The sequence below is a fragment of the Neoasaia chiangmaiensis genome, from assembly GCF_002005465.1.
Classification (GTDB): Bacteria; Pseudomonadota; Alphaproteobacteria; order Acetobacterales; family Acetobacteraceae; genus Neoasaia; species Neoasaia chiangmaiensis.
In genome coordinates this window covers 2,102,674-2,124,546 of sequence record NZ_CP014691.1, presented here as the reverse complement: position 1 = coordinate 2,124,546, position 21,873 = coordinate 2,102,674, and the positions used below count along the sequence as shown (strand labels likewise).

Genomic DNA, 21,873 nt, shown 5'->3' with positions numbered 1-21,873 from the left:
GAACAAGCGTCGGTCATCACTCTGTCCCGGCTCAGACCGCGCAGCGTGAGTGCTGTCAGCATCAGAAGAAGCGCAACATAAGCGTCGGTCGTCGTCCGCAGACCGCAGACCGCAGACCGCATGCGCGAACGGCAAAACCCGCGACGAAGGCGGGCGCGCTGAAGGCCAGATAGCTCATGACGAAATAGCTGGCGGCGAGACACCGTTGCACCCCGCCGAGATCGCTGCCCTGTCACATCGTCTCGCCGCGCTTGGCAGCGCGCAGGCATTGGTCGTCCATCCTCATCCCACGCAGGATAGCCCAACGATCCAGCGTGTCGCCCGGAATGTCGCCCATGGTACGATCGCCTCATTCGCCGATCCCACTCGCGTGGTCGATACCATCCGGCCGGATCTATGGTTGCCGCTCATGCAACAGGCCCAGACGCTCCTGTCCTCCCCGCTTTAAGGCACGCGCCCCAAGAGGAGATTCCCTGCGACGGTCAAGGCCGGTCTGAACCAAGGCCGTCGTCAGAATTTCGATACTGACGATACCAATCCAGACAAGCAGGGAGATGGCAGGCGTTGCGGCATTGTGCAACTGAAGCCAAAGGCTCAACCCCATCAATCCAACGCCGCCCGATTGCAGCATCCGCCGGAAGAATACCGATGGCACGCGACGGGAGATAACGCTGCCACCACGTATCGAACCTGCGGCAAGCAGCAGCATGCCCCCCTGCCCGCAGAGAACGCCCACGCCGATCATATTGCGAACACCTTCCGCGCTGCGGATCGTCCGGCCGCATAACCGAAAGCGCCCGCCAGCACGAGAGCCGTCAGACTGACGCCAATGGCGACCGGCTTATGCCAGGGCGCACCCAGCAGGGCGATGGTCATGCAGGCCAACGCATTGCAGCCCCACAATTCCGGCCACGCACGTGCCGGGCGGCGCAGGAATGCGAAAACAATGGCCATCGCCCAGACGATGAAAACCGACTGGACCTCATACCGGGCACGGCCGGCCATCATGGATGGCAGAATTCGATTGGCCAGAAAAAACGTGGCAAAGCCCAAAGGTGCCCCGGCCAGCACGCCCGTATTCAGCCGTCCGGCAATTCGATGCCCGAGGTGCGATTGTCGCCGCAGCCGCTTGATCACCCAGAGATGCATGCCGCTGCCGATCACGCCCGCCAACATCAAACCGGACAGGAAATAAAGCCATCGCGCAAGGCACGGCGCAAAACGCGCCACGTGTAAGCCATAGAGGAGGGCATAAGCGCCAATGACCGGTCTTTTCTCCACGTGTTCGCTGATCAGCCGACCTGTCGGGCCATCGAAAATCAGGGTTCGCACTGCCGTGCTGACCACACCATCGTTACCGGCGATGACGGCCACCACGGAGGCACGATCAGCCGGATTGGTCACGTAGATCTGCGCAATCCCGGCACCCTCAAAGCGTCGTTCCGACTCCCGCAGCAATGGCGCCATGGGTGCAAGCCGCCCCGGCTGACCCAGAACCGGCCGTGAATACAACGCAGGGTTCAGATCGGTGAACGAGCTTGCGATGTCATGCCGATAGATCGCCTGCGTACTCCAGGGCAGGAGCAACGACCCCAGCATGACGGCGCCTGTAAAGGAGATCATCAGATGAAACGGCAGCGCCGCGACGCCAAGAAGATTATGGGCATCGAGCCAACTTCGCTGTCCACGCCGCATCCGGAACGTAAAGAAATCGGCAAACATCCGTCGGTGGATGACGATTCCCGTGATCAGTCCCGCAACCATCGCCAGTGCCGCGACCGCCGCAATCAACCGCCCCCATGGATAGGGCAACTGAAGCTCGAAATGGAAGCGATAGAAAAATTCGCCGCCCAGCGTGTCGCGAATACCTTCCGGACTGCTGCTTGACGGATCGAAAACACGTTGCAGAAACCTGCCATGTGGATCGGACCAGATGGCGCTCGCGAAAGGCGCGTCCGCCGTTGCGCTTCCCAGATACCACGCGCCCGACGATGCCGCATGCCGATTAAGCCACGCGATGGCAAGGCTATCGGCCTGAACGGCATCCACGGATGCCGCCCCCAGTTCCGGACGAGCCCATAAATTGATGGCTTGTCGAAAAACACTCAGCGCGCCGGACAACGCAATGGCATAAAGCACCCAGCCGGTGGTCAATCCAAGGGCTGTATGCAGCCACGCCATCGACGCCCGAAATGTCTCCTTCATGGTCGCCACCCGCTTTCGATCGTCAAGAGAGCGAGCACCAGCAGACCTCCGGCAAGCCCTGCCAGCAAGCGCCGCACGCTGGACAGTCCGAATGAAACGATAAACACGACCGGCCAGATGACGAGCCCGAAGAGAATGCCAGCCATGGCGTCATCCGCCCGCGAAAGCGGCAACCAGAGGCTCAGGCAGACGCCCCCAAGGCCGGCAAGCGAATAACCACCGGGAAGCGCGACCAACAATCGAAGGATAAGGTCGCGATGGTCCCGGCCGACCGTGAGGATTTTACCAGCTATAGCCAATATTGGCCTGCGCATTGCGGCGTTCACCGTAGTAGCAGAACTCCTGGCCATAGGATGCATAGCTCAGACAGTTGGCGATGAAGTTCCTGTCGAACAGATTGCGCACGCTTGCGCCGACCGTCCACCCACGCAGCGTATGAGACAGGTTCGTCAGGTCATAGCGCACGGAAGCATCGAACACGGCATATTGCGGCACCCATACGCTGCCGTAATCGGCCTCGCCACCATAGGATTTCGAGGTGTACCGCATGCCACCCCCGAAGCCGAAGCCCTTCATGCGACCCTTCGGTACAGTGTAGAAAGCGAAGAGCGATGCATTCCCCCGGCCCGACTGGATCAACGGCTTTCCGGTAGAATCGTCGCGTACCTTCTGCGTGCTCACCGCCGCGGTGATCATCAGGTTCTTGTAGGCCTCCACATGCGCCTCGAATTCGAAGCCGTCCGAGTGGACCAGGCCACTTTCAGTGCTGTAGCCAGTATTGACGCCGGATACGAGAACATTGGTCTGTTCGATATGAAATCCCGCCGCCGTCAACAGGATCGGCGTGCCCGGAATCTGATATTTCACACCACCTTCAAGCTGCTTGCCGATCGACGGGTCAGCCTGGCGAAGCGTCGCGCCGCCATCGTTGGAGACGATGCCGGATTGGGGCTGAAAGGAGGTCGAGTAGCTGATATAAGGCGAAAGGCCGAAATCGAAATGATACAGACCCGAAGCGCGCCACGTGATCTGGCTTGGGTTTTCCCGGGTATCCGATCCGGAAAGATGCTCGATCTGATGCGAGCGATACCAGTCGTTACGCAAACTTCCCGTCAGGATCAGTCCCTTCCAGCGGATTTCATCCTGCCCGTAAACGCCGATCTGATGGGAGTTCGTCAGATAGTCCACATAGGGACTCGCAGCCGGAATGTTCATGTCATAATCCGGGTGGAAGACGTTCAGGCTTGGCGCACTGCCGTAGAACCCCAATTCTGTCGCACGCTGCTGCATGTAATCGAAACCGAACATCATCGTGTGGCGCAAAGGCCCCGTTCGGACATGCCCTTTGAACTGGCTGTCGAACGTCAGGTTATGCGTATGCTCGTTGGTGCCGAACGCTGATCGCGCCAGCGTTTCATCATCGATATAATAGCCGCTGTTATAGACGCTTCGATACTGCGTCTTGACATCATCGTAACGTCCTCGCGTCGTGAAAACCCAATCGTTATTGAAACGATGATTGAAAATATAGGTGATCGCCCCCTGGCGCCGATTGAACTTCTCATATGGCACATCGCCATCATAGAAATTCCGCGGCAGATAACCGAACGGTGCCGGCTTCAATGAACCAACCAGAGGAACACCGCCGTAACTCCCGTTCTCCGGGTCGTATTGATAATTACCCAGCAGCGTCAACGTCGTCGGCCCATCACCGCCAAATGTGAAGGCGGGGCTGATGCTGAAACGTCGGCTTCCCGTGCGGCTCAACTGGGTATGCTGACCATTGACGGTTCCATAGACGCGATAGCGAACCAGCCCGTCTTTCGTCGCCCACCCCCCGACATCCGCATCGACGCGATAGAGATCGAACATGCCACCGGTCGCGTTGACACCGCCATAGGACTGCCGGTCCGTCGGCAATTTGCTGGATAACGCAACGAGGCCGCCGGGGCTGGATTGACCGTAGAGAGCCGAAGCCGGCCCCTTGAGAATCTCTACCCGATCGAGCCGGGACGTATCGGTCTGCGCCACCGCATATCCGGTCGGACTATCCTGAAGCTTCAGCCCATCGAGGAAGGTCGGAACCATAAATCCGCGCAGCAGGAACTGATCATAACGCGAGCCCTCCCCACCACGGAGATCTGGTGTGATACCAGCCGTATACCGTACAGCCTGATTAAGGTTCAGTACCCCTCGAATATCCATTTCGTTACGGGTGACAACCGTAACCGACTGGGCGGTTTCGATGAGAGGCGTATCGTTTTTTGTAGCCGAGGACGCAATGGTCGCTGGTCTCCGCCCACGCACTTCCAGTCTTTCGACCGTGGCGGCCTGAGCCGGGCTCTGCCTGGCAGCGGATGTCCCTCGTTGATGCGGCTGCCCGGCCTTTTCCTGCTGATCGGCGGCAAAAGCCTCTCCACCGAAGATAAGCGAAAAAGGGATCAAACAAATAACCCGGCTGCGATGCATACCCGTCCTCAACGTTGTCTCATGCCGTTGTTGGCTCAGGGCTCGTATCGTTATTGAGAGTCATTTGCAAGTGAGATTACGTTATGTAATTATTGCTTCCCCATCGTATGCGATTAGAACCTGGCTGTGTCCCGTAGCGTGGTGTAGGAGCGAGTTTTGGCTGCTGAGGCGGCCATCGCCGGTCTTTGGTAGGGTTCGGATGTGACAACGAACCTGAAGGACCTGACGATGACCGACGACAAGATGGCGCTGCTGGAGCTTGTGGAGCAAGCGTCTGACGGTGATTTCGTGCGCGAGATGCTGGCGTTCGCTGCCGACCGGATGATGGAAATGGAGGTCGAGGCCCGGACCGGTGCGCCATTGGGCGTGCGTTCGGCATCCCGATCGGCGTAGCGTAATGGCTATCGCGCCCGGAACTGGGACACGCGGGCAGGGACGGTCGAACTCGCGATACCGAAGCTGCGCAAGGGCAGCTATTTCCCGACCTTCCTCGAGCCGCGCCGGACAGCGGAAAAGGCGTTGCTGGCCGTGATCCAGGAAGCCTATGTGCAGGGGATTTCCACGCGATCGGTCGATGACCTCGTCCGCGCCATGGGGGCCGGCGGCGTCTCCAAAAGCCAGGTCAGCCGGCTGGTCGGCGCCTTGATGCTCGAACAGAACGACGAGTGGGCCGTCTGCCGACGCTACATGACGCTGGAAGGACTGGCCGCCATAAGCCATAATCCCATAATCCGCATGCCCCCCGTGGCCGCCTGATAACCTCGGACCCGTCGAGGATCGGTGCTCCTACACCACGCTACGGGACACAGCCTCAGCAAAACCACCCCCGAGTTGAAAGGGACAGAACTCTGTTGCGGGCGTCGCATTCGGTGAAACGTGTCGCGTCGGCTGTCGGATTGCGATCGATTGCAAGAGCCGTCATGGCAGCGGAAACACTCCGCTCATGACACGCTGAATAAGGGAGACGGTCCATGCCGCCAGTATCCGGAAGCGGCCGCGAATACGCCGCCGTTTGCTTCCCCCCTGCTTCCCCGGTCAGCCTGACGAGGGCGGGGAAGCAAAAAACGGCCCCGAAGAACCGCTCTAACCGCCCAATTTTCTTGAGAGAATCTGGAGCGGGCGATGGGATTCGAACCCACGACCCCAACCTTGGCAAGGTTGTGCTCTACCCCTGAGCTACGCCCGCACTCCGTTGGAGGGGTGAATACGGGAGTCGGCTTCCGGACGCAAGAGCCTCGAAGCGGAAAAAGCGGATTTTTTTCACGAAGATCGGGAACGCAGCGCATTCACCTTGCGTCATCGCGTCCGCGCGCCGATCTTAGACAGCAATTCAGCGGCCATCGGCTGCATCGACGTCGAACGAGGACTGCTTTTTTATGGATCATCTCATCGGACAGCCGCGCGGCAGTCAGCAACCCGGCTCCTCCTTCATCAGCGACACACCTGCGCCACCCCAGGCCGGCAGTGTGATGATCGTGGATGCCGACCAGCGCAGCTTCATGCCGGAAGTGCTGGATGCCAGCCGCGACCTGCCAGTCCTGGTGGACTTCTGGGCACCGTGGTGTGGTCCCTGCCGCCAGTTCACGCCTGTTCTGGAAAAGGTGGTCACGGCGGCTGGCGGACGCGTCAAGCTGGTCAAGGTGGATATCGAGGCCAACCAGGCCCTCGCCGGGCAACTGGCGCAGATCGGCCTGCCGATCCAGTCGATCCCGCTGGTGGCCGCGTTTTACAAGGGCCAGATCGTCGACCTGATCCAGGGCGCGCAACCGGAGAGCGAAGTGAAGCGCTTCATCGAGGCGCTGCTGAAATTGACCGGCGGCGCCATGCCCAGCGCCGACATCCTTGCCGCCGCGCGCACCGCGTTACAGGAGAACCGTGCCGAGGAAGCGGTCGGATTGTTCGCCTCCCTTCTGGAGATCGAGCCGGAGAATCCGGATGGCTGGGGCGGCATGATCCGCGCGCTGATCGCGCTGGACGACGATGCGGGGGCCGCCGAGGCGCTGAGCCAGGTTCCCGCCAAGCTGGCCGATCACCCGGAAGTCAGCGGGGCCCGTGCAGCATTGGCCCTGCATCAGGAAGGCCGCGCCGCCGCTGCCGCACTGGATGGGCTGCGGACGGAACTGGCCGCAAGCCCCGGCGACCATACGCTTCGCTTCAGGCTGGCCGGCGCGCTGAACGGTGCCGGTCAGCGTGCGGAAGCGGCGCAGGCGCTGCTCGACATCATCAGGACGGACCGCGACTGGAACAACGGCGCGGCCAAGACCGAACTGCTGCGCTTCTTCGAGGCCTGGGGTAATGCCGACCCGGCCACCCTGCCGGCGCGCCGCAAGCTGTCGGCCATGCTTTTCGCATGAGCGAAACTTCCGGCGACGTCTTTGGCGGGGACGATATCCCCCGCCGCCTGCCGCGCCTGCACGAGGCCACGCTGGCCGACATTCCGGCGCAGGTCGGGCTTTTCCCCCTCTCCGGCGCGCTGCTCCTGCCCTGGGGCAAGCTGCCGCTGAACGTCTTCGAGCCGCGTTACATCGCGCTGATCGAGGACGCGCTGGCCGGCAACCGCCTGATCGGCATGGTGCAACCGCGCGATGAAGCCGATGACGAACCCGCGCCGCCGCTCTATCAGGTCGGCTGCCTCGGTCGTATCACGGCTTTCACCGAACGTGCGGACGGCACCTTCGCCATCACGCTGAGCGGCGTTGCGCGTTTCCGTATCCTGCGCGAGTCGGACGGGCCCCGCGGCTATCGCATCGCCAACATCGACGCCTCCGGTTACGCCGCCGACCTGACGGAACTTGAACCGGCGCCCATCGATCGCGACCGCCTGATGGAATCGCTCAAGCGCTATTTCGCCGCGCATCAACTCCGCACGAGCTGGACCGTCATCGAGCAGATGGAGGACGACACGCTTCTCGTCGTCCTGCCGATGCTCGTGCCTTTCAGCGCCGACGAAAAACAGGCCTTGCTGGAAGCCGACACGATCGACGCGCGAGCGGAAGTGCTGTTCACCCTTCTGGAAGAAGACGTCGATCCCGATGACGATGATGACTATGAGGAATGATATGACGACCGAACTCGACCCCCGCCTGCTTTCGATGCTTGTCTGTCCCGTCACCAAAGGGCCGCTGCAATACGACCGCGAAGCGCAGGAACTCATCAGCCCCCGCGCGCATCTTGCCTATCCGGTGCGTGACGGCATTCCCGTCATGCTGCCGGAAGAGGCGCGCCAGCTCGACAACTGAGCGGCACGCCGGACGATGCAGGCAGGGCGCGCTACTCGCCCTGTTTGCTGGCCGCGCCGGTTTGCACTTCCGCCGCCTCTTTCGGCGGCGGCGCAGCGTCCATGCCTGACGGCACCCTGTAGTTCACCAGCTTTTCCAGTCCGTCGATTTCCAGCGTTCGCGTCGGGAAAGGAATGGTGATGCCGCGCGCATCGAAGCATTTCTTCATGCGACGATAGAACTGGCGCTGCACCGGCCAGCGACCCGCCGTCGTCGTCGGCAGCGTGCCGCGCACCGTCACCGACGAATCGTTGAGCGAGTCCACGCCCCACATCTGGAAATCGTCGATGATCAGATCCTTGAAATCCGGATCGGCGCGCATCTCCGCAGTAATGTCGTTGATCGCCTTCACCACGTCGTCCGTATCCACATCATAGCCGACTTCGGCCACGATGATCGCACGGGCGAAGTCGCGATTGTAGTTGGTGATCTGGCCCAGTGAACTGAACGGGAAGATGTTCATCGACCCGTCATTGGCCCGCACATGCACCGTGCGCAGCGAAAGCCGCTCCACGATGCCGTAAGTGCCATTCAGGGTTACGGCATCGCCAACCGTCAGCGCATTTTCCAGCAGCAGGAAGATGCCGTTGATGAAATCCTGAACCAGCTTTTGCGAACCGAAGCCCAGCGCCACACCGAAGATCGATGCCCCCGCCAGCAGCGGTCCGGTATTGATGCCGAGCTGGCTGAGAACCGTCAGGCCGATGACGACAGACAGCACGACCATCAGGATGATCCGCATCATCGGTTGAAGCGTACGAATACGTGCGACCCGGACCTTGCCGTCCTCCAGATCGACAACGCGCTTCATATGCCGCTCCATCGCGAGGTTCGCGATCTCCCACACAACGGCGGCCAGCGTCAGCGCTACCAGGATCGTGAAGGTCGAGGAGGCCACCCGGCTGCCGATCCCGCCGGGACCGAACAGCGCCCGCACGGGCACACCCCAGGCAACCGCCAGCGCCAGCACGGTCACCAGCACGGTGAGCACGCCGAGGATACGCCGCGCGATCGGATAGTAGGCGCTCAGGCGTCCCTTTGTGTCGTCCGTCAGAGCCGCCCAGTCCGGCGCGAGCCGGAAGGCGCGCTCCAGCAGGCCATACGTGGCGATGCTCAAAATCCGGACAATCACCAGCGCGGCGACGCTACGCAGGAAGATTTCCCAGATCGCCGCATACCCGTGGCGGATTTCCGCCGCCCACACCAGCCAGAGGCTGAGATCGAAGAACAACGCCGCGATCCACCAGACGCGCCCGACCAGCAAAAGCGCGTGGGACGCATAACCGATGCGTGTTGCACGCTGGCACAGCGCCATGACATGCGCACGGCTGCGCAGGATCATCACAGCAACCGATACGTGCAGGATCAACGCGAGAACTTTCGCCAGCGCCGTGGTGATGGCATCCGGCAGGGCACAATCGCCGAGCAGGCCGATGATCGCGGCCCCCGTCGCGCCGATGATGACCAGCAGACGCGTCCATCGGAACAGGTATTCCGCCGCCCAGTTGGAAATCATCAACAGGCGAAGCCAGGGATGCGACGGGGCCAGAAGCGCGCGCGCCACCGCGACGGCGCTACCGCCGATCATCGCCACCAACGCGATATCCCGCAGGGCCGTCTCGGTCGCCGGCGTGGCGCCCGGATCGGCCGCAGCCACGACAAGCGCCGTCAAAGGCACCATTGCAACAGGCATGAGATCGAGCAGAAACGCGCCAAAAGTGTAGGGCAGCCGGCGGATCGACAGCATCAGGCGCGCCAGGGCGCCCTGATGGCGAACACGCGCGGCGCGGTCTTCCTCGATTTCCGCCTGATTGCGGGCGATCTTTTCCGGTTCCGATATCTCCGGATCGTCGGCAATCTCGTCACCGACTGGAACACGACGCGATGCCTTCTCCGGCGCGTCTTCCGCCTGGCTGTCGGTGCCGGGCGGCAGGGCCGGGCTTTCCTGCGGCGCAGCGCCGGTGGCGGGCGACGCGGTTTCAGCCGAACTCTCGGCGGCTGCATCGCGATTGGCAGCCGCTTCCGCCGCCTGCCGATCGTGCCGTTCATCGACCAGTTCATGCAGGCTGCGAATACGCGCGGCTTCTTCCAGCTTGCGGCGTGGCTTGCGGAGTGCCAGACGCACCAGCACGAACAGCGCGCCACTCACGACGATCAGGATAGCCGCGCGGATCAGAAGCTGAAGGATGCGGGCCTGTGCCTGCGGATCACGTTCGATCTGCCGCGTCCAGGGCGCGATTTCGCGGAAATCCACGACCGTGCGAAACAACGCCTGCGTCTGATGGCCGGCCGAATGACCGAAGGAGGTCAGTCCACCGACAAGATCGGCGCCCAGCCCGTCGGGGCGCAGCGATTTGGGGTCCGCCGTCGGAGCCTTGGCGGCGCCGGCCGGTGCGGCTTCCTGCGCCACCGTCAGATTCTGCAGCGTTGTGATGAACTGCTGCCGCCTGGTGTCGTCCTTCAGAACGCCCAGAAGTTGCTGGGCCTGTGCGTTGGACAGGCGCGGCGCGGCGGCCGTTGCATCGGCTTTTGCCGGGGTTTCCGCCGCGGCCGGGCCGACCTGGAACGATACCATGGCGGCAATCGCCACAAGGCCAAGGAGTCGGGCGACGATGAATCGTGACGGATGCGAACGCGATCGTATCGGCGTGCCGGCGTCGGCCTGCATGCTGTTTCCTTTCAGGACGTGGAGAAGGCGGGGGGTATCCCTTGCCAGACGAGATATGAAAAAACGAGGGCGGCTGGACGAAAAACAGGCGTCATGACGTGAAAAAGGCCACCCCTCCTGTCATCGGGGTGGCCTGAAAACGGGCCGGTCCGTGGGGACGTCCGGTCGCCGCTCATGTGAACGCGGTGGCGGTCGCGGACAAAATCAGCGACCGCGGCACCGGATCAGGCAGCGGCGGCCATCCCCTGCTCTTGCCAGAGCGCGGCAAGTGCCGCGACCAGATCATCGATATCCGCCGTGCTGTGCAGCGGGCCCGGCGTGATGCGCAGCCGCTCGGTGCCGCGCGCGACGGTGGGATAGTTGATCGGCTGGATATAATGCCCGAACCGCGACAGAAGCAGATCGGACAGCGCCCGGCATCGCGTGGCGTCACCGACCATGACCGGCACGATATGCGACGGATTGTCCATATGCGGAATTCCGGCACGATCCAGGGCGGCGCGCAGATAGGCCACGCGTGCCTGATGCCGCTCGCGCTCATCCTGGCTGCCACGAAGATGGCGGATGCTGGCCAGCGCTCCCGCTGCGATCATCGGCGGCAATGCCGTGGAGAAAATGAAGCCGGATGCGAACGACCGCACGAAATCGCACAGCGCCGCCGACCCCGCGATATAACCGCCGACAACACCAAACCCCTTGCCGAGGGTTCCCTCGATGACCGACAGACGATGCGAGAGCCCACGCTGCTCCGCAACGCCGCCGCCCTGATGGCCGTAAAGACCGACGGCATGAACCTCATCCAGGTAGGTCATCGCGCCGTAACGATCGGCCAGATCGCAGATTTCCTCGATCGGGGCGATATCGCCGTCCATGGAGTAGACGGACTCGAAGGCGATGATCTTCGGCACATCACGCGGCAGCGCCTTCAACCGCGCTTCCAGATCCGCAACGTCATTGTGCCGGAAAATCTGCTTCTCCGCCCGCGAATGGCGAATGCCCTCGATCATGGAAGCATGATTGGCGGCGTCTGAAAGAACGACACAGTCCTTCATGCGCGCGGCGATGGTGCCGAGCGTCGCCCAGTTCGACAGATAGCCGGAATTGAACAGCAGGGCCGCTTCCTTGCCGTGCAGGTCGGCCAGTTCGCGTTCAAGTTCGACATGTTCGTGATTGGTGCCGGAGATGTTGCGCGTGCCGCCCGCGCCCGCGCCGCTATGATCCAGACTGGCATGCATGGCGGACAGGACCGACGGGTGCTGCCCCATGCCCAGATAGTCGTTGGAACACCAGACCGTGACCTCGCGGCCCATGCCATGATGATAGGCCTTGGGAAAACGCCCGGCCTGACGCTCCAGTTCGGCGAAATGCCGATAGCTGCCGTCTGCCTTCAGGCCATCCAGCGCACGCTGGAAATAATCGTCATATGTCGTGGCTGCGCCGGTCATGAATAATGGTCCCTCGCTCTGATATCCCGCACAACAGCGCCTTGCGCGTCGATTACAAGTTAAACTCCGGTCACGCTGATTTCATTCAGCGAAACCGATAACGGTCTATCTTAAGCAAGGGCCGGACCGATATCAAATCGTGCGACCACCGCATGCGCGGCGCGAATCTTCGGGAGTGATGCCGATTCATCATTTCCTTTCCTGTCGCAACGCCAAGGCCCATATCGTCCTTGAGGTTCGAGGCCGAGATCCCATTGTTCGAAAACAGCATTCTGATCGAATGAGGCTAACCGGCAAGGGGCGGCAGGTCCGCCCTCAGGGGCGTTGGGGCCATCGCCCCGCTGCCGGGAAACGCACAATGTGTTCCCGATACCTCGGCGCACCCAACGCGCATGGCGAAGCGCAGCGCCGCCTCGTCGTCGACGTCCGTCAACTGCACACTCAACCCAAGCGCCTGGACCGCCGACAGGACGCCCTCGAAAAAACCGGTCGTCGTCCTGTCCAGCGCGGCTGTGGCATCGACAGCCCCGTCAGCCGGCACATAAGCCGGTGCCTGGGTCAGCAGCCGCGCATCCAGACGCACGCCATTCAGCAACCCGCTACCCGCGCAATCGCGCAGGAGGGTCAGGCTCGACACCTCATGCCCAAAACGGGTCAGCCAGATACCGACGCCCCGATCGCGCAGGATCGCCAGACTGTAAACCAGATGCGGGTCGTCCCGCGCCAGCGTCTCCTCCTGCACGGCAATATCGAGCCGGTCCAGCGCCATGCCGGTGGTCGCGACGACATCATTCAACCGCTCCAGAAATTCCGCATCGGGCCAAGACACATGACCCGGCGTCACCATCAGGCGCCATGGTTCGGCCCAGACCGCTGCCTCCCGGCACGCCTGATGCAGGATTTCCGCATCGCGTTCCCAAGGGTTCCGGCTGGCTCTCCTGCGGCGGGCTCCTGCCGACGCCTGCGAAACGAGCGTCGGACATGCGGCGGCACCCGTCGCTTCGCCGCCGACAAGCACGGGCGGTCGGGCCGCCTGCAAGCGCCAACGGGGAACCCACTGCAACACGGGCGCTTTCGGGCGCTGACGTGCACGGCGGCGGCGCAGCGTGGTGGCGAACGAATCCCGCAGAATCTCCGGATCGTCCTGCGCAACGGCTTCCCGCAACCATTCGGAACTGTCCGGCACCGACATATCGGAAGAGGCATGATGCATGTCGGCCAACGCGGATCTCCTTCAGACGACGCCGACCGGACAATGCCCCGACATGAGCTAACAACTTGCTAACGCGGCGTAACTTTGACGCCTCAATGGCTGCTCCCGCAGAAAAACCCTCGACGGGAAACGAAACTCTCGGGCAGAAAGGCGATTGATTGAGTTCGCTTTCGCGCGCGCCCTGCTTCGGAGGCGCCTTTCTTCAAACACCTCCCCAAAATCTCAAGGACGAGACCATGACGGACAACTCCCGCCAAACGGCCTCGCCGCGTTCCGACGCGTCTGCCAGCGACCTTACCGCCCTGCGCCCCTACTGGCGCATCACGCTGGCGGCTTTCATGGGCTGGTTTCTCGACGCCTTCGACCAGACCGCCCTGCTTCTGACCCTGCCGGACATCGCCAAAAGCTTCGGCTGCACGCTTGGTGCCATGGGCACCGTCATCTTCATACAGAGTCTCGGTCGCGCGCTCGGCAATACCGGCTGGGGGTGGCTGGCGGACCGCTACGGCCGGCGGCTGGCCTTCATGATCGGCGTCCTGTGGTTCGGCATCTTCTCAGGCCTGTCCGGCTTGGCCTGGAGCCTGACGGCGATGATGGTCATCCAGTTCATGTTCGGCATCGGCTTCGGTGGCGAATGGACCGCCTCGGCGGCACTGCTGATGGAGACCGTGCCGGCACGAAGCCGCCCCATGGCCTCCGCGTTGATGATGGCGGGTTACGAAATGGGCTTCCTTGCCGCCGCCGCCGTGCAGGCCGTCGTGCTGCCGCATTATTCATGGCGGCTGCTGTTCTTCATCGGGCTGGCCCCCGCCCTGTTGGCCATCTTCGTCCGGTGGGGCGTGCAGGAAAGTCCCGTCTGGCGCAAAAACCAGGCCTTGCGGGCCGAAAGAGGTCGACCGCCGCGCGCACGCTTCCGGCTGGATCTCGCGGCCATTCAGGCCATCGCCCTGATGTCCTTCCTCGAATTCCAGAAAGCCGCCATCTACAGCTTCTACCCGACAATCCTGCGCAGCGTGCATCATCTCTCCCCCGCCATGGTCTTCTGGCCGATCGGATTGTTCTGCATCGGTTCGCTGCTCGGCAAACTCGCCTGCGGCTGGATGGCCGGACGCTTCGGCGATTTGCCCGTCATGCTGGGCACGCTGGCCGTGGTCATCGTCACAATCTACCCCTTCCTCAGCGCAACGCTCTACGGCGTCATGCTGGCATCCGCGCTGGTCATGGGCATGGCGGCCTCCGGCATCTTCGCGCTCGTGCCGCATTATCTGGCCAAGCGCTTTCCTTCCGAGACGCGCAGTTTCGGCATGGGGCTGGGCTACGCTATCGGTTCGATCGGCCAGGGACTGGCAGGGCAACTCATCCCGATCTTCGGCCGTGGGCCGAGCCTGCCGATCTCGGCGGAAGGCTTCGTGCTCGCTTCCAGCGTCGTCGTCGGCGGCATCGCCCTTGCCGAACCCGACGAACTGCCGGGCGAACACATGGAGACCGACCCGGCCTGAACGACGCCGTCCTGAAAAATTCCCCGTCGTTCAAGGAACTTTAACGCAACGTTCAGACGTTATGCCCCATTCTCTTCGCCAGGCAGGAGGTTCGGGAATGCAACGTCTGGTGCTGGTCGCGATCATCGCAATCCTGTTCGTCGTTACGCGCGGCTGTGCCAGCGGCACGTTACATGATTATCAGTGGCACGATCGCCTCCTCCTCGTATTTGCCAGTGAGGAGAATGCCGCCCTGAAGGAGCAGGCACGTCTCGTGCAGGCCGATCCGGATGGACTGGCCGACCGGGACATGGTCGTCATCGCCATCATCGGCGAGCGCGCCGCGCAGTTCTGGCGCGGGACGCCGCATCAGATCAGCCCCGCCATGGTGCGGAACGAATATGGTGTCTCCCGTGACACGCCGTTTGCCCTGCGGGTGATCGGCAAGGATGGCGGCACGAAATGGCGCAGCAGCAAGCCGACGCCACTCGACGAAATCTATGGCATCATCGATGCCATGCCGATGCGCCGCGCCGGCGAACACTGACCCCCTGGAGTTCTCCGATCCCATGCAAAGAACACTCGCTTCCTCGATGCTGGTTCTTCTCGGACTGGCCTCGCCCGGTCTGGCCCTGGCCGATGATGCGCTGCATCAGGCCGTCAGCGCATCGTGGCGCACCCCGGCCTTCACGCAGCGCGATACCGCCCGTCATCCGGAAACGGAACTGCGCTTCTTCGGCATCACACCTCATTCGACCGTGGTCGAGATCTGGCCGGGCAGTGGCTACTGGACGGAAATCCTCGCGCCCTATCTCCACGATCATGGCCAGTATATCGCTGCGATGGGCGCACCAGACGGCACCCATGTCGAGAGCGCATTCGCAACGTTCAGCCCCAATGAGCAGGCCAAATTCAACGCCGACCCCGATCATTTCGGCCGCATCCGCAAATCGGTGCTGGCTCAGGGGCATGACGACATCGCGCCGCCGAACAGCGCGGACGTGGTGCTGACATTCCGCAATCTGCACAACTGGATGAAACAGGGCGACGCGCCTGAAATGATTGCCGCCGCCTACAAGGCGCTCAAACCCGGCGGCATCTTCGGCGTCGAGGATCACCGTGCCCGCCCGGACCAGCCGCAGGACCCGCAGGCCAGGGACGGCTACGTCCGGCAGGACTACGCGATCACCCTGATCGAGAAAGCCGGTTTCAAGCTGGTGGGAACATCCGAAATCGACGCCAATCCGAAGGATACGACGCATTGGCCGAAAGGTGTCTGGACCCTGCCGCCGACGCTTGCGCTGGGTCAGCAGGACCGCGCCCGCTATCAGGCGATCGGCGAAGGCGATAATTTCGTGCTGAAGTTCCGCAAGCCGTAACGTGACATCCCGCTGCGCCGGCGATTGCTGTCGCCGGCCGCACTTCTGGAACATCCCGGGCGGCGCGTCTATTCTCCCGGCGGTCGTCTGTTTTCCATGATGCCCCATCGGATCGAAACTTGCCGGAAACCACTGCGTCATGCCCCTGACTGCCTGCGTCCTTTTCGTCCGTAACGAATATTCGGATATTGCCGGCTGGGTGGCGTGGCATCTCGGTTTGGGCATCGACCGACTGATCGTCTTCGACGACCATTCGACGGACGGTACATGGGACGTCATTCAGGCCGCCGCGCAGGTCGGACCTGTCGATGCCCAACGCAGCGACATGACGCTGCCCAATGCCCATCTTCGCCGACAGGCCGCCTGGCGCGCCGCCGTCGATCATCTGCGGAACGACGTCGACTGGATCGGTTTCCTGGATGCCGATGAATATCTCGATCTCGGCGAGCATGAGTCAGCAGGGGCGTTCTTCGGTCAGCCCTGTTTCGCCGATGGCGAGGCGATCGCGTTCAGCGGCTGCCTGTTCGGCGGCAACGGCCATGCCTTGCGCCCCCGGGACATGGCACCCGCCGCCTTCACACGGCGTGGCGACATGGAAGTGCGCGAGAACCGTCTCGGCAAAAGTTTCGTGCGCCCGGCGGCCCTACCCACCGGCACCATCGATGCGCATCGTCTTGACATACCCGACGAGCGCTACCGGAGCGCCAGCGGCGATGTCCCCGCCTGGGACGGTCGGGAAATGCCCGCCGACTGGCGGCACGGGCGTATCCTGCGATACGGCTGCCGCAGCGTGCAACACACGATCGACCGGCTGGCGGATATGCCGGTCACACCGGCCCGATGGGCCCAGCAACGTGTTGAACGCGATCACAACGATCATGCCGATGATGGTGCGACGCGCGGGCTGGAGCGCGCGCGACCGTTTTTCGAGACGATCCTCATGCGTTGCCTCGACATCGCCTGCATGCGCCTTGCGGCCATGGGCCGCCCGCCGGCAAACGACGCGCCTGTCCCGCGCATCGATCCTCTCCCCGACCGCGACGACGCGCGGGACGCCGCCGAGGTCACGCGCAAGCCATGGCCCGACGGCGTGCGTGTCGTCGGCATCCGGGCCGCGACCGGCCCGACCCTGCGTCTGAGCCCCGACCGGACGGTCACCACCGGCCACGGCGACGCCTCTGATCTGCCGCCGGTCTATGGGGTGATCCAGGGCTCGACACCACAATTCGTCACGCTCTTCGCGGCCGACGAAGGTCCTGTCCGGCTTTCCGGAGACAGCGTCGCACCCGGCAACCCGTTACTGCGTATCGTCAATGCCGCAGACGAGCATGTCGGCCTGATGACGATCACGCCGCCCCGCTTCGTCGCTGCCCCGCCCGCCGGTGCCGGCGACATGGCCGCCGACCGTCTTGTCTGTTCCGGTTGGGAACATTTCACGCTGGTGCCCACCATCGGGCCGGATGCTGTGCCGTCGCTGATCGATCTGCCGACGCCACGCGATCCGGCCGGACTGAGTGAAGCCGAGCTTTGTGTCTGGCTCGGCGCCCACGCCAGCCTGCCGTCATTCGACGACCGGCAGCGCGCGCTGGCCATGCTGTCGCCTGTCGCCCGGCATCGCGTGCAGGCACTGGTTCCCGCGTTGCTGTTCGCGTTCCTGTAGTCGCGCGGCGGGAAAGGCTTTACTTCAGCCGCGCGCCCGACGGGCCGCGGCGATCTTGCCCTGCATGTCCTGCAGGCTCATGGCGCCCGGCGCGATGGAATCCGTGCCGAACACGAATGTCGGTGTGCCATCGAGACCGATGGCACGAGCCTGCGCCAGATTCGTGTTGATCTGCGTCGAGACATCGGGATCGTGCATGTCCTTCGCCAGCCTGTCGGCATCCAGTCCGTTGGCGCTGGCCAGCTGGCGAATACGCTCGACGCTGGGCGTTGCCGTATCCTGCATCAATGCACGCTTCATCTTGTCATATCCGCCCTGCCGGGCGGCGGCGAAGATCGCCTGCGTGTCCAGCATGCTCTTTTCGCTCAGCACCGGAACGACCTTCTCGACCAGACGCAGCTTGGGATCATCGGCCAGCAGCTTGTCCACCACCGGAACGAGGCTACGGCAATAGCCGCATCGTGGATCGAGAAACTCCACAACCGTGAGATCGCCATTCGTGTTGCCGCGCACGGCATAGGCCGGCGCGGTCTGCAAGGCTGCCTTGTCCGCGCGCACGGCACCGAGCGCCTTGGACTGCTCCTGCTGTTCCGCGCCCTGGCGCAGGGCGACGATCGCATCGCTCAGGATGGTGGGGTCGCTCTTGAGGGCATCCCGCATGATCTCCACGATCTGGCGGCGCTGGTCCGGCGAAAAGCTGCCGCTGGTCTGCGCCGAGGCCGCTGTGAGGTTGCCTCCCCAGAGTGCGGTCAGGAGAACGGTGCCGGCAAGCCGAACGGTGAAGAGACGTGACATGATCGATGCTCCGGGATGTCGCGGATGACGTGGTGCATAGGCGATCGAGCGGACGGACGCAAAGTGCACGCCAGCCATGCGAAGTCGCGAAGGCCCGGTTGCCGCCAAACAGGAACGCGGTTAGATGCGTACTCGGGACGGATTCGCTTCGGGATTCGCCGTCCTGGCGTCGTGAAGGCGTCCCGGCACGGAACATCGAGAGGCCCGAAGGGGTCATTGGAGAACCCGCACGTGGTGCAACGTCGAACGGACGCCCCCAGTCGCTCTCGCCGCCTTCATCGGCGCGCTGCCGGAATGGCCGTCCGAACGCTTGCAGGCCTGGCTGCGGGATCACTGGCCGGATGCGCCGTGCTTCCGCCCGGTTTCGATGTACTCGGCGGCGGCAAACATACCGATACGGTTCTGACCGGCTATGTCGGCACGGTCGTCGCGGATGAGCCACAGGCGGCCCTGACCGGGCGCGACGTGCTGGCGCATGGCGGCAACGCAGCCGACGCCGCAACCGCCACCGCCCTGGCCCTTTCCGTCACGTTGCCTTCCCGCGCGTCCCTGGGTGGCGGCGGCGCATGCATCGCCGCGCGCCCCGGTGAAGCACCACAGTCCTTCCTGTTCCTGCCTGCCGCGCCGCAAAACGCTGCGTCGAGCGCGCCGGCCGGCGCCCGGCCGGCAGCCGTGCCCATGACGCCCCGCGGTCTTTTCCTCATGCAACTACGCTACGGTAGCGTCGAGTTCGCCGATACGATGCAGCCGGCCATCGCTCTGGCGCGGAACGGAATCACCGTCAGCCGTGCCTTCGGCGCCGATCTGGCAGCCGTCCACAACGCATTGCTGGCCGACGAAACCGCACGCAACACGTTTACGCGCGCCGAAGACGCCGTGTTGCAGGATGGCGACGCCCTGTCGCAGCCGCAGCTAGCCAACTTCCTCGAACGCATCAGCCATGTCGGCGTCGGCGATCTGTATAATGGCGCCCTGGGTGCAATCTATGCCGAATCCGCATCCGCCGCCGGAGGCGCCCTTGATGTCGCCGCGCTGCGCACGGCCCTGCCGGCACAGGTGCCTTCATTACAGGTCACGTCCGGTCGCAATACGGCCTATTTCCTGCCACCGCCTGCCGATGGTGGTTACGGTGCCGCCAGCATGGTGCGGAACGGCGGTTCGGCGCAGGGCGCCGTCGCGGCCTGGCGCGCGGCGCATGCGGCTGGCGGCAACAGTACGGATCTGGTGGCCGCAGCGCAGGCCGCGCTGGATTCGGGCGCACGCGGCAACGGCGCGTTGGGTGCATTGCCAGCGTCGACGTCGCTCGTGGTGACGGATCGTCAGGGCGGCGCCGTCGCCTGTGCACTGACGGACGGCAATCTGTTCGGCACCGGTCGCGTGGCCCCGGGAACGGGCGTCGTGATCGGCGCCTCCCCGGCGCATGGCCCGCAGCCGCTGCTGGGCGCGGCCATCGTGCAATCCCGCGGCACATTGCGCGGCGCGCTGGCAAGTTCCGGCCAGAACGATGCAGCCGATGCCCTGGGAGCCGGCACGCAGGCCGTGTTGCAGGACGCAGCCCTTCCCCATGAGGGCAGCGGTCGCCTGAATGCCGCCGTCTGTCGCGGCGGCACATGCATCGGCGAGACTGATCCACGTGGTACCGGGCTCGCCACGGGCGATGACCGCTAGCCCATCCCGAAGCTACGAACCAGACTGCCCGCCACGAGCTGCCAGCCATCCACAAGCACGAAGAAGATCAGCTTGAACGGCAGGGATACCGTACTGGGCGGTAACATCATCATGCCCAGACTCATCAACACACTGGATACCACCAGATCGATGACGAGAAACGGCAGATAGAGCAGGAAGCCCATCTCGAAACCCCGTCGCAACTCCCCGACCATGAACGCCGGAATCAGGACGCGCCATGGTGTCTCGACGGCTCGCGCCGGGGACGGCAGATGCGCCATGTTCAGGAAGGCCGACAGATCCTCCCGGCGCGCATGCACCGCCATGAAGCTCCGAAACGGCTCGGCTGCGGCGCGCAGTCCATCCATTTCCGTCATGCGTCCCGTCATCATCGGCGACAGCCCCTTCGTCCATGACCGGTCGAGAACAGGCTGCATGACGAACAACGTGAGAAAAAGCGAAAGGCCGATCAGAACCGTGTTCGGCGGCGTGCCTTGTGTGCCGAGCGCGCTCCGCAGCAACGACAGAACGATGACGATTCGCGTGAACGCCGTGACCATCACCAGCAGGCTGGGCGCAAGTGACAGCAGCGTGATGAGCGCCGTCAGCTGCACGAGGCGACTTGTCGTCCCCGGACCGCCCTGACCGAAATCGAGGCTGAGCGACTGCGCCCAGCCGTAATGCGGCCAGACCATCATCCCCAGGCCCAGAATAACGATCAGGCGTTTCATGGCGATGACTTCTCGCCAGGGGGCCATGGCAGGACGATGTCGCGCGTTCCACCTATAAGCACCAGCGCACGTGCGCCATCGCAGTCGATCAACATCAGCCGCCGGTTGCGGTCCAGGTTCAGGGCGCCCTGCACATTGATCGCGCCATTCAAACCGGATGAGCGCAGGGCATTGACACGGCGCAGCAGGGGCCGAACCGACAACAGGATTGCCACGACAGCCAGCAAGGCAGCACAAGACTGCAATATTTCAGAAATCGCCATGTTCCGCGCCCTCCGTGGTCCCGTGCCGACGGATGTAGGCGCGCATTCCTGAAGATCCGGTTAATTCCAACCGGACCGACGTCAGGAAATTTTTCCGATTCCAGGAACAGCCAGCAACGAAACATTAACCATCCGCCGTCATTCTGCCGCCAGAACGGACAATTGAAAGCAGTGAGACGCCGCCACCATGCTGAATGCCGATATCGCCATGACCCGTGTCGGTGCGGGACAGAACACCACGGGCGGAACGGATCTTCTGGCGCTCGGCCAGAACCGCATGGCCTGGTTGCAGACCCGGCAGCAGGTTCTCGCCAGCAACGTGGCGAATGCCGACACACCGGACTACACGCCTCGTGATGTCACGCCATTTCAACCGTCGCTGAACGCGGACGACGTAACGCCGGTACGGACCAACCCTGCCCATATCGGCGATGGCGACGGAAGCGCCGAAACGATGGCAAGGCCCTCGCCCGAGCGGGCGCTGGACGGCAACCGCGTCTCGCTTGAGCACGAGATGGAGCAGATTGCCGATGTCAGCGACCAGCAGCATCTGGTCGTCAATCTCTACGGTAAATACATGAACATGTTCCAGACCGTGCTTGGCAAATAACGGAGACGATC

At 63.3% G+C, this 21,873-nt stretch carries 19 protein-coding genes, 1 tRNA gene and 1 pseudogene; 10 read left to right on the top strand and 11 right to left on the bottom strand.

Annotated elements, in window-relative coordinates; all coding sequences use genetic code 11:
* Positions 1-394: 394 nt before the first annotated feature.
* Genes A0U93_RS10185 through A0U93_RS10170 form a run of 4 tightly spaced genes read right to left on the bottom strand, consistent with a single transcriptional unit; the run spans position 395 to position 4,674 of the window.
* Positions 395-745 carry a hypothetical protein gene (locus A0U93_RS10185; protein ID WP_077807245.1) on the bottom strand — a complete coding sequence of 117 codons (351 nt, stop codon included), beginning with the start codon at positions 743-745 and terminating at the stop codon, positions 395-397.
* Positions 742-2,205: a PepSY-associated TM helix domain-containing protein gene (locus A0U93_RS10180; RefSeq protein WP_077807244.1), complete on the bottom strand. Its 1,464-nt coding sequence runs from the start codon at positions 2,203-2,205 to the stop codon at positions 742-744. The genes A0U93_RS10185 and A0U93_RS10180 overlap by 4 nt, the downstream gene beginning before the upstream one ends.
* Positions 2,202-2,504, bottom strand: coding sequence for a hypothetical protein (locus A0U93_RS10175; RefSeq protein ID WP_077807243.1), 303 nt, complete (start codon positions 2,502-2,504; stop codon positions 2,202-2,204). Before A0U93_RS10175 ends, A0U93_RS10180 begins: the two co-directional genes overlap by 4 nt.
* Positions 2,488-4,674 carry a TonB-dependent siderophore receptor gene (locus A0U93_RS10170; protein WP_077807242.1) on the bottom strand — a complete coding sequence of 729 codons (2,187 nt, stop codon included), beginning with the start codon at positions 4,672-4,674 and terminating at the stop codon, positions 2,488-2,490. The genes A0U93_RS10175 and A0U93_RS10170 overlap by 17 nt, the downstream gene beginning before the upstream one ends.
* Positions 4,675-4,902: 228 nt before the next feature.
* On the opposite strand from A0U93_RS10170, the pseudogene A0U93_RS10165 reads away from it, so the two are divergent.
* Positions 4,903-5,430: pseudogene (locus A0U93_RS10165) on the top strand (transposase).
* Positions 5,431-5,785: 355 nt separating this feature from the next.
* Here the strand turns inward: A0U93_RS10165 and A0U93_RS10160 are convergent.
* Positions 5,786-5,860 (bottom strand) — tRNA-Gly (locus A0U93_RS10160).
* A 190-nt stretch (positions 5,861-6,050) separates the two neighbouring features.
* On the opposite strand from A0U93_RS10160, the gene A0U93_RS10155 reads away from it, so the two are divergent.
* From A0U93_RS10155 to A0U93_RS10145, 3 genes are read left to right on the top strand one after another with little or no spacing between them, the layout of a single operon-like run.
* A complete protein-coding gene (locus A0U93_RS10155) occupies positions 6,051-7,028 on the top strand; it encodes a tetratricopeptide repeat protein (protein ID WP_077807241.1) in 978 nt (325 codons plus the stop codon).
* A complete protein-coding gene (locus A0U93_RS10150; protein WP_077807240.1) occupies positions 7,025-7,732 on the top strand; it encodes an LON peptidase substrate-binding domain-containing protein in 708 nt (235 codons plus the stop codon). The genes A0U93_RS10155 and A0U93_RS10150 overlap by 4 nt, the downstream gene beginning before the upstream one ends.
* A 1-nt stretch (position 7,733) precedes the next feature.
* A complete protein-coding gene (locus A0U93_RS10145) occupies positions 7,734-7,913 on the top strand; it encodes a Trm112 family protein (RefSeq protein WP_077807239.1) in 180 nt (59 codons plus the stop codon).
* Between the two features lie 31 nt (positions 7,914-7,944).
* On the opposite strand, the gene A0U93_RS10140 is transcribed toward A0U93_RS10145, so the two are convergent.
* From A0U93_RS10140 to A0U93_RS10125, 3 genes are all read right to left on the bottom strand, one after another.
* On the bottom strand, positions 7,945-10,620 hold the full coding sequence (locus A0U93_RS10140; protein ID WP_077807238.1) for a mechanosensitive ion channel domain-containing protein: 2,676 nt from the start codon (positions 10,618-10,620) through the stop codon (positions 7,945-7,947).
* Between the two features lie 224 nt (positions 10,621-10,844).
* Entirely contained in the window at positions 10,845-12,065 is a 1,221-nt protein-coding gene (gene hemA / locus A0U93_RS10135; RefSeq protein ID WP_077807237.1) for a 5-aminolevulinate synthase, read from the bottom strand.
* 286 nt (positions 12,066-12,351) lie between these two features.
* The gene (locus tag A0U93_RS10125; RefSeq protein WP_245825186.1) at positions 12,352-13,278 is read right to left on the bottom strand and encodes an EAL domain-containing protein; all 927 of its coding nucleotides are present in this window, start codon (positions 13,276-13,278) and stop codon (positions 12,352-12,354) included.
* Positions 13,279-13,514: 236 nt separating this feature from the next.
* On the opposite strand from A0U93_RS10125, the gene A0U93_RS10120 reads away from it, so the two are divergent.
* The 4 genes from A0U93_RS10120 to A0U93_RS10105 all read left to right on the top strand — a co-directional run bounded on the left by A0U93_RS10120 (position 13,515) and on the right by A0U93_RS10105 (position 17,795).
* Positions 13,515-14,777, top strand: coding sequence for an MFS transporter (locus A0U93_RS10120; protein ID WP_077807234.1), 1,263 nt, complete (start codon positions 13,515-13,517; stop codon positions 14,775-14,777).
* A gap of 97 nt (positions 14,778-14,874) precedes the next feature.
* Complete coding sequence (locus tag A0U93_RS10115; protein WP_169852743.1) at positions 14,875-15,303, top strand: DUF4174 domain-containing protein; 429 nt, start codon at positions 14,875-14,877, stop codon at positions 15,301-15,303.
* 46 nt (positions 15,304-15,349) lie between these two features.
* Positions 15,350-16,135, top strand: a complete 786-nt coding sequence (locus A0U93_RS10110; protein WP_147150873.1) for a class I SAM-dependent methyltransferase — start codon at positions 15,350-15,352, stop codon at positions 16,133-16,135.
* Between the two features lie 139 nt (positions 16,136-16,274).
* Positions 16,275-17,795: a glycosyltransferase family 2 protein gene (locus A0U93_RS10105; protein WP_077807232.1), complete on the top strand. Its 1,521-nt coding sequence runs from the start codon at positions 16,275-16,277 to the stop codon at positions 17,793-17,795.
* Positions 17,796-17,819: 24 nt separating this feature from the next.
* On the opposite strand, the gene A0U93_RS10100 is transcribed toward A0U93_RS10105, so the two are convergent.
* Positions 17,820-18,590, bottom strand: a complete 771-nt coding sequence (locus A0U93_RS10100) for a DsbA family protein (RefSeq protein WP_077808457.1) — start codon at positions 18,588-18,590, stop codon at positions 17,820-17,822.
* Between the two features lie 294 nt (positions 18,591-18,884).
* On the opposite strand from A0U93_RS10100, the gene A0U93_RS10095 reads away from it, so the two are divergent.
* Entirely contained in the window at positions 18,885-20,258 is a 1,374-nt protein-coding gene (locus A0U93_RS10095) for a gamma-glutamyltransferase (RefSeq protein ID WP_077807231.1), read from the top strand.
* Here the strand turns inward: A0U93_RS10095 and fliP are convergent.
* The gene (gene fliP / locus A0U93_RS10090) at positions 20,255-20,989 is read right to left on the bottom strand and encodes a flagellar type III secretion system pore protein FliP (protein ID WP_077807230.1); all 735 of its coding nucleotides are present in this window, start codon (positions 20,987-20,989) and stop codon (positions 20,255-20,257) included. The genes A0U93_RS10095 and fliP overlap by 4 nt on opposite strands.
* Positions 20,986-21,252 carry a flagellar biosynthetic protein FliO gene (locus A0U93_RS10085; protein ID WP_147150844.1) on the bottom strand — a complete coding sequence of 89 codons (267 nt, stop codon included), beginning with the start codon at positions 21,250-21,252 and terminating at the stop codon, positions 20,986-20,988. Before A0U93_RS10085 ends, fliP begins: the two co-directional genes overlap by 4 nt.
* Positions 21,253-21,439: 187 nt before the next feature.
* On the opposite strand from A0U93_RS10085, the gene A0U93_RS10080 reads away from it, so the two are divergent.
* Positions 21,440-21,862 carry a flagellar basal body rod protein FlgB gene (locus tag A0U93_RS10080; protein WP_245824807.1) on the top strand — a complete coding sequence of 141 codons (423 nt, stop codon included), beginning with the start codon at positions 21,440-21,442 and terminating at the stop codon, positions 21,860-21,862.
* Positions 21,863-21,873 lie beyond the last annotated feature (11 nt).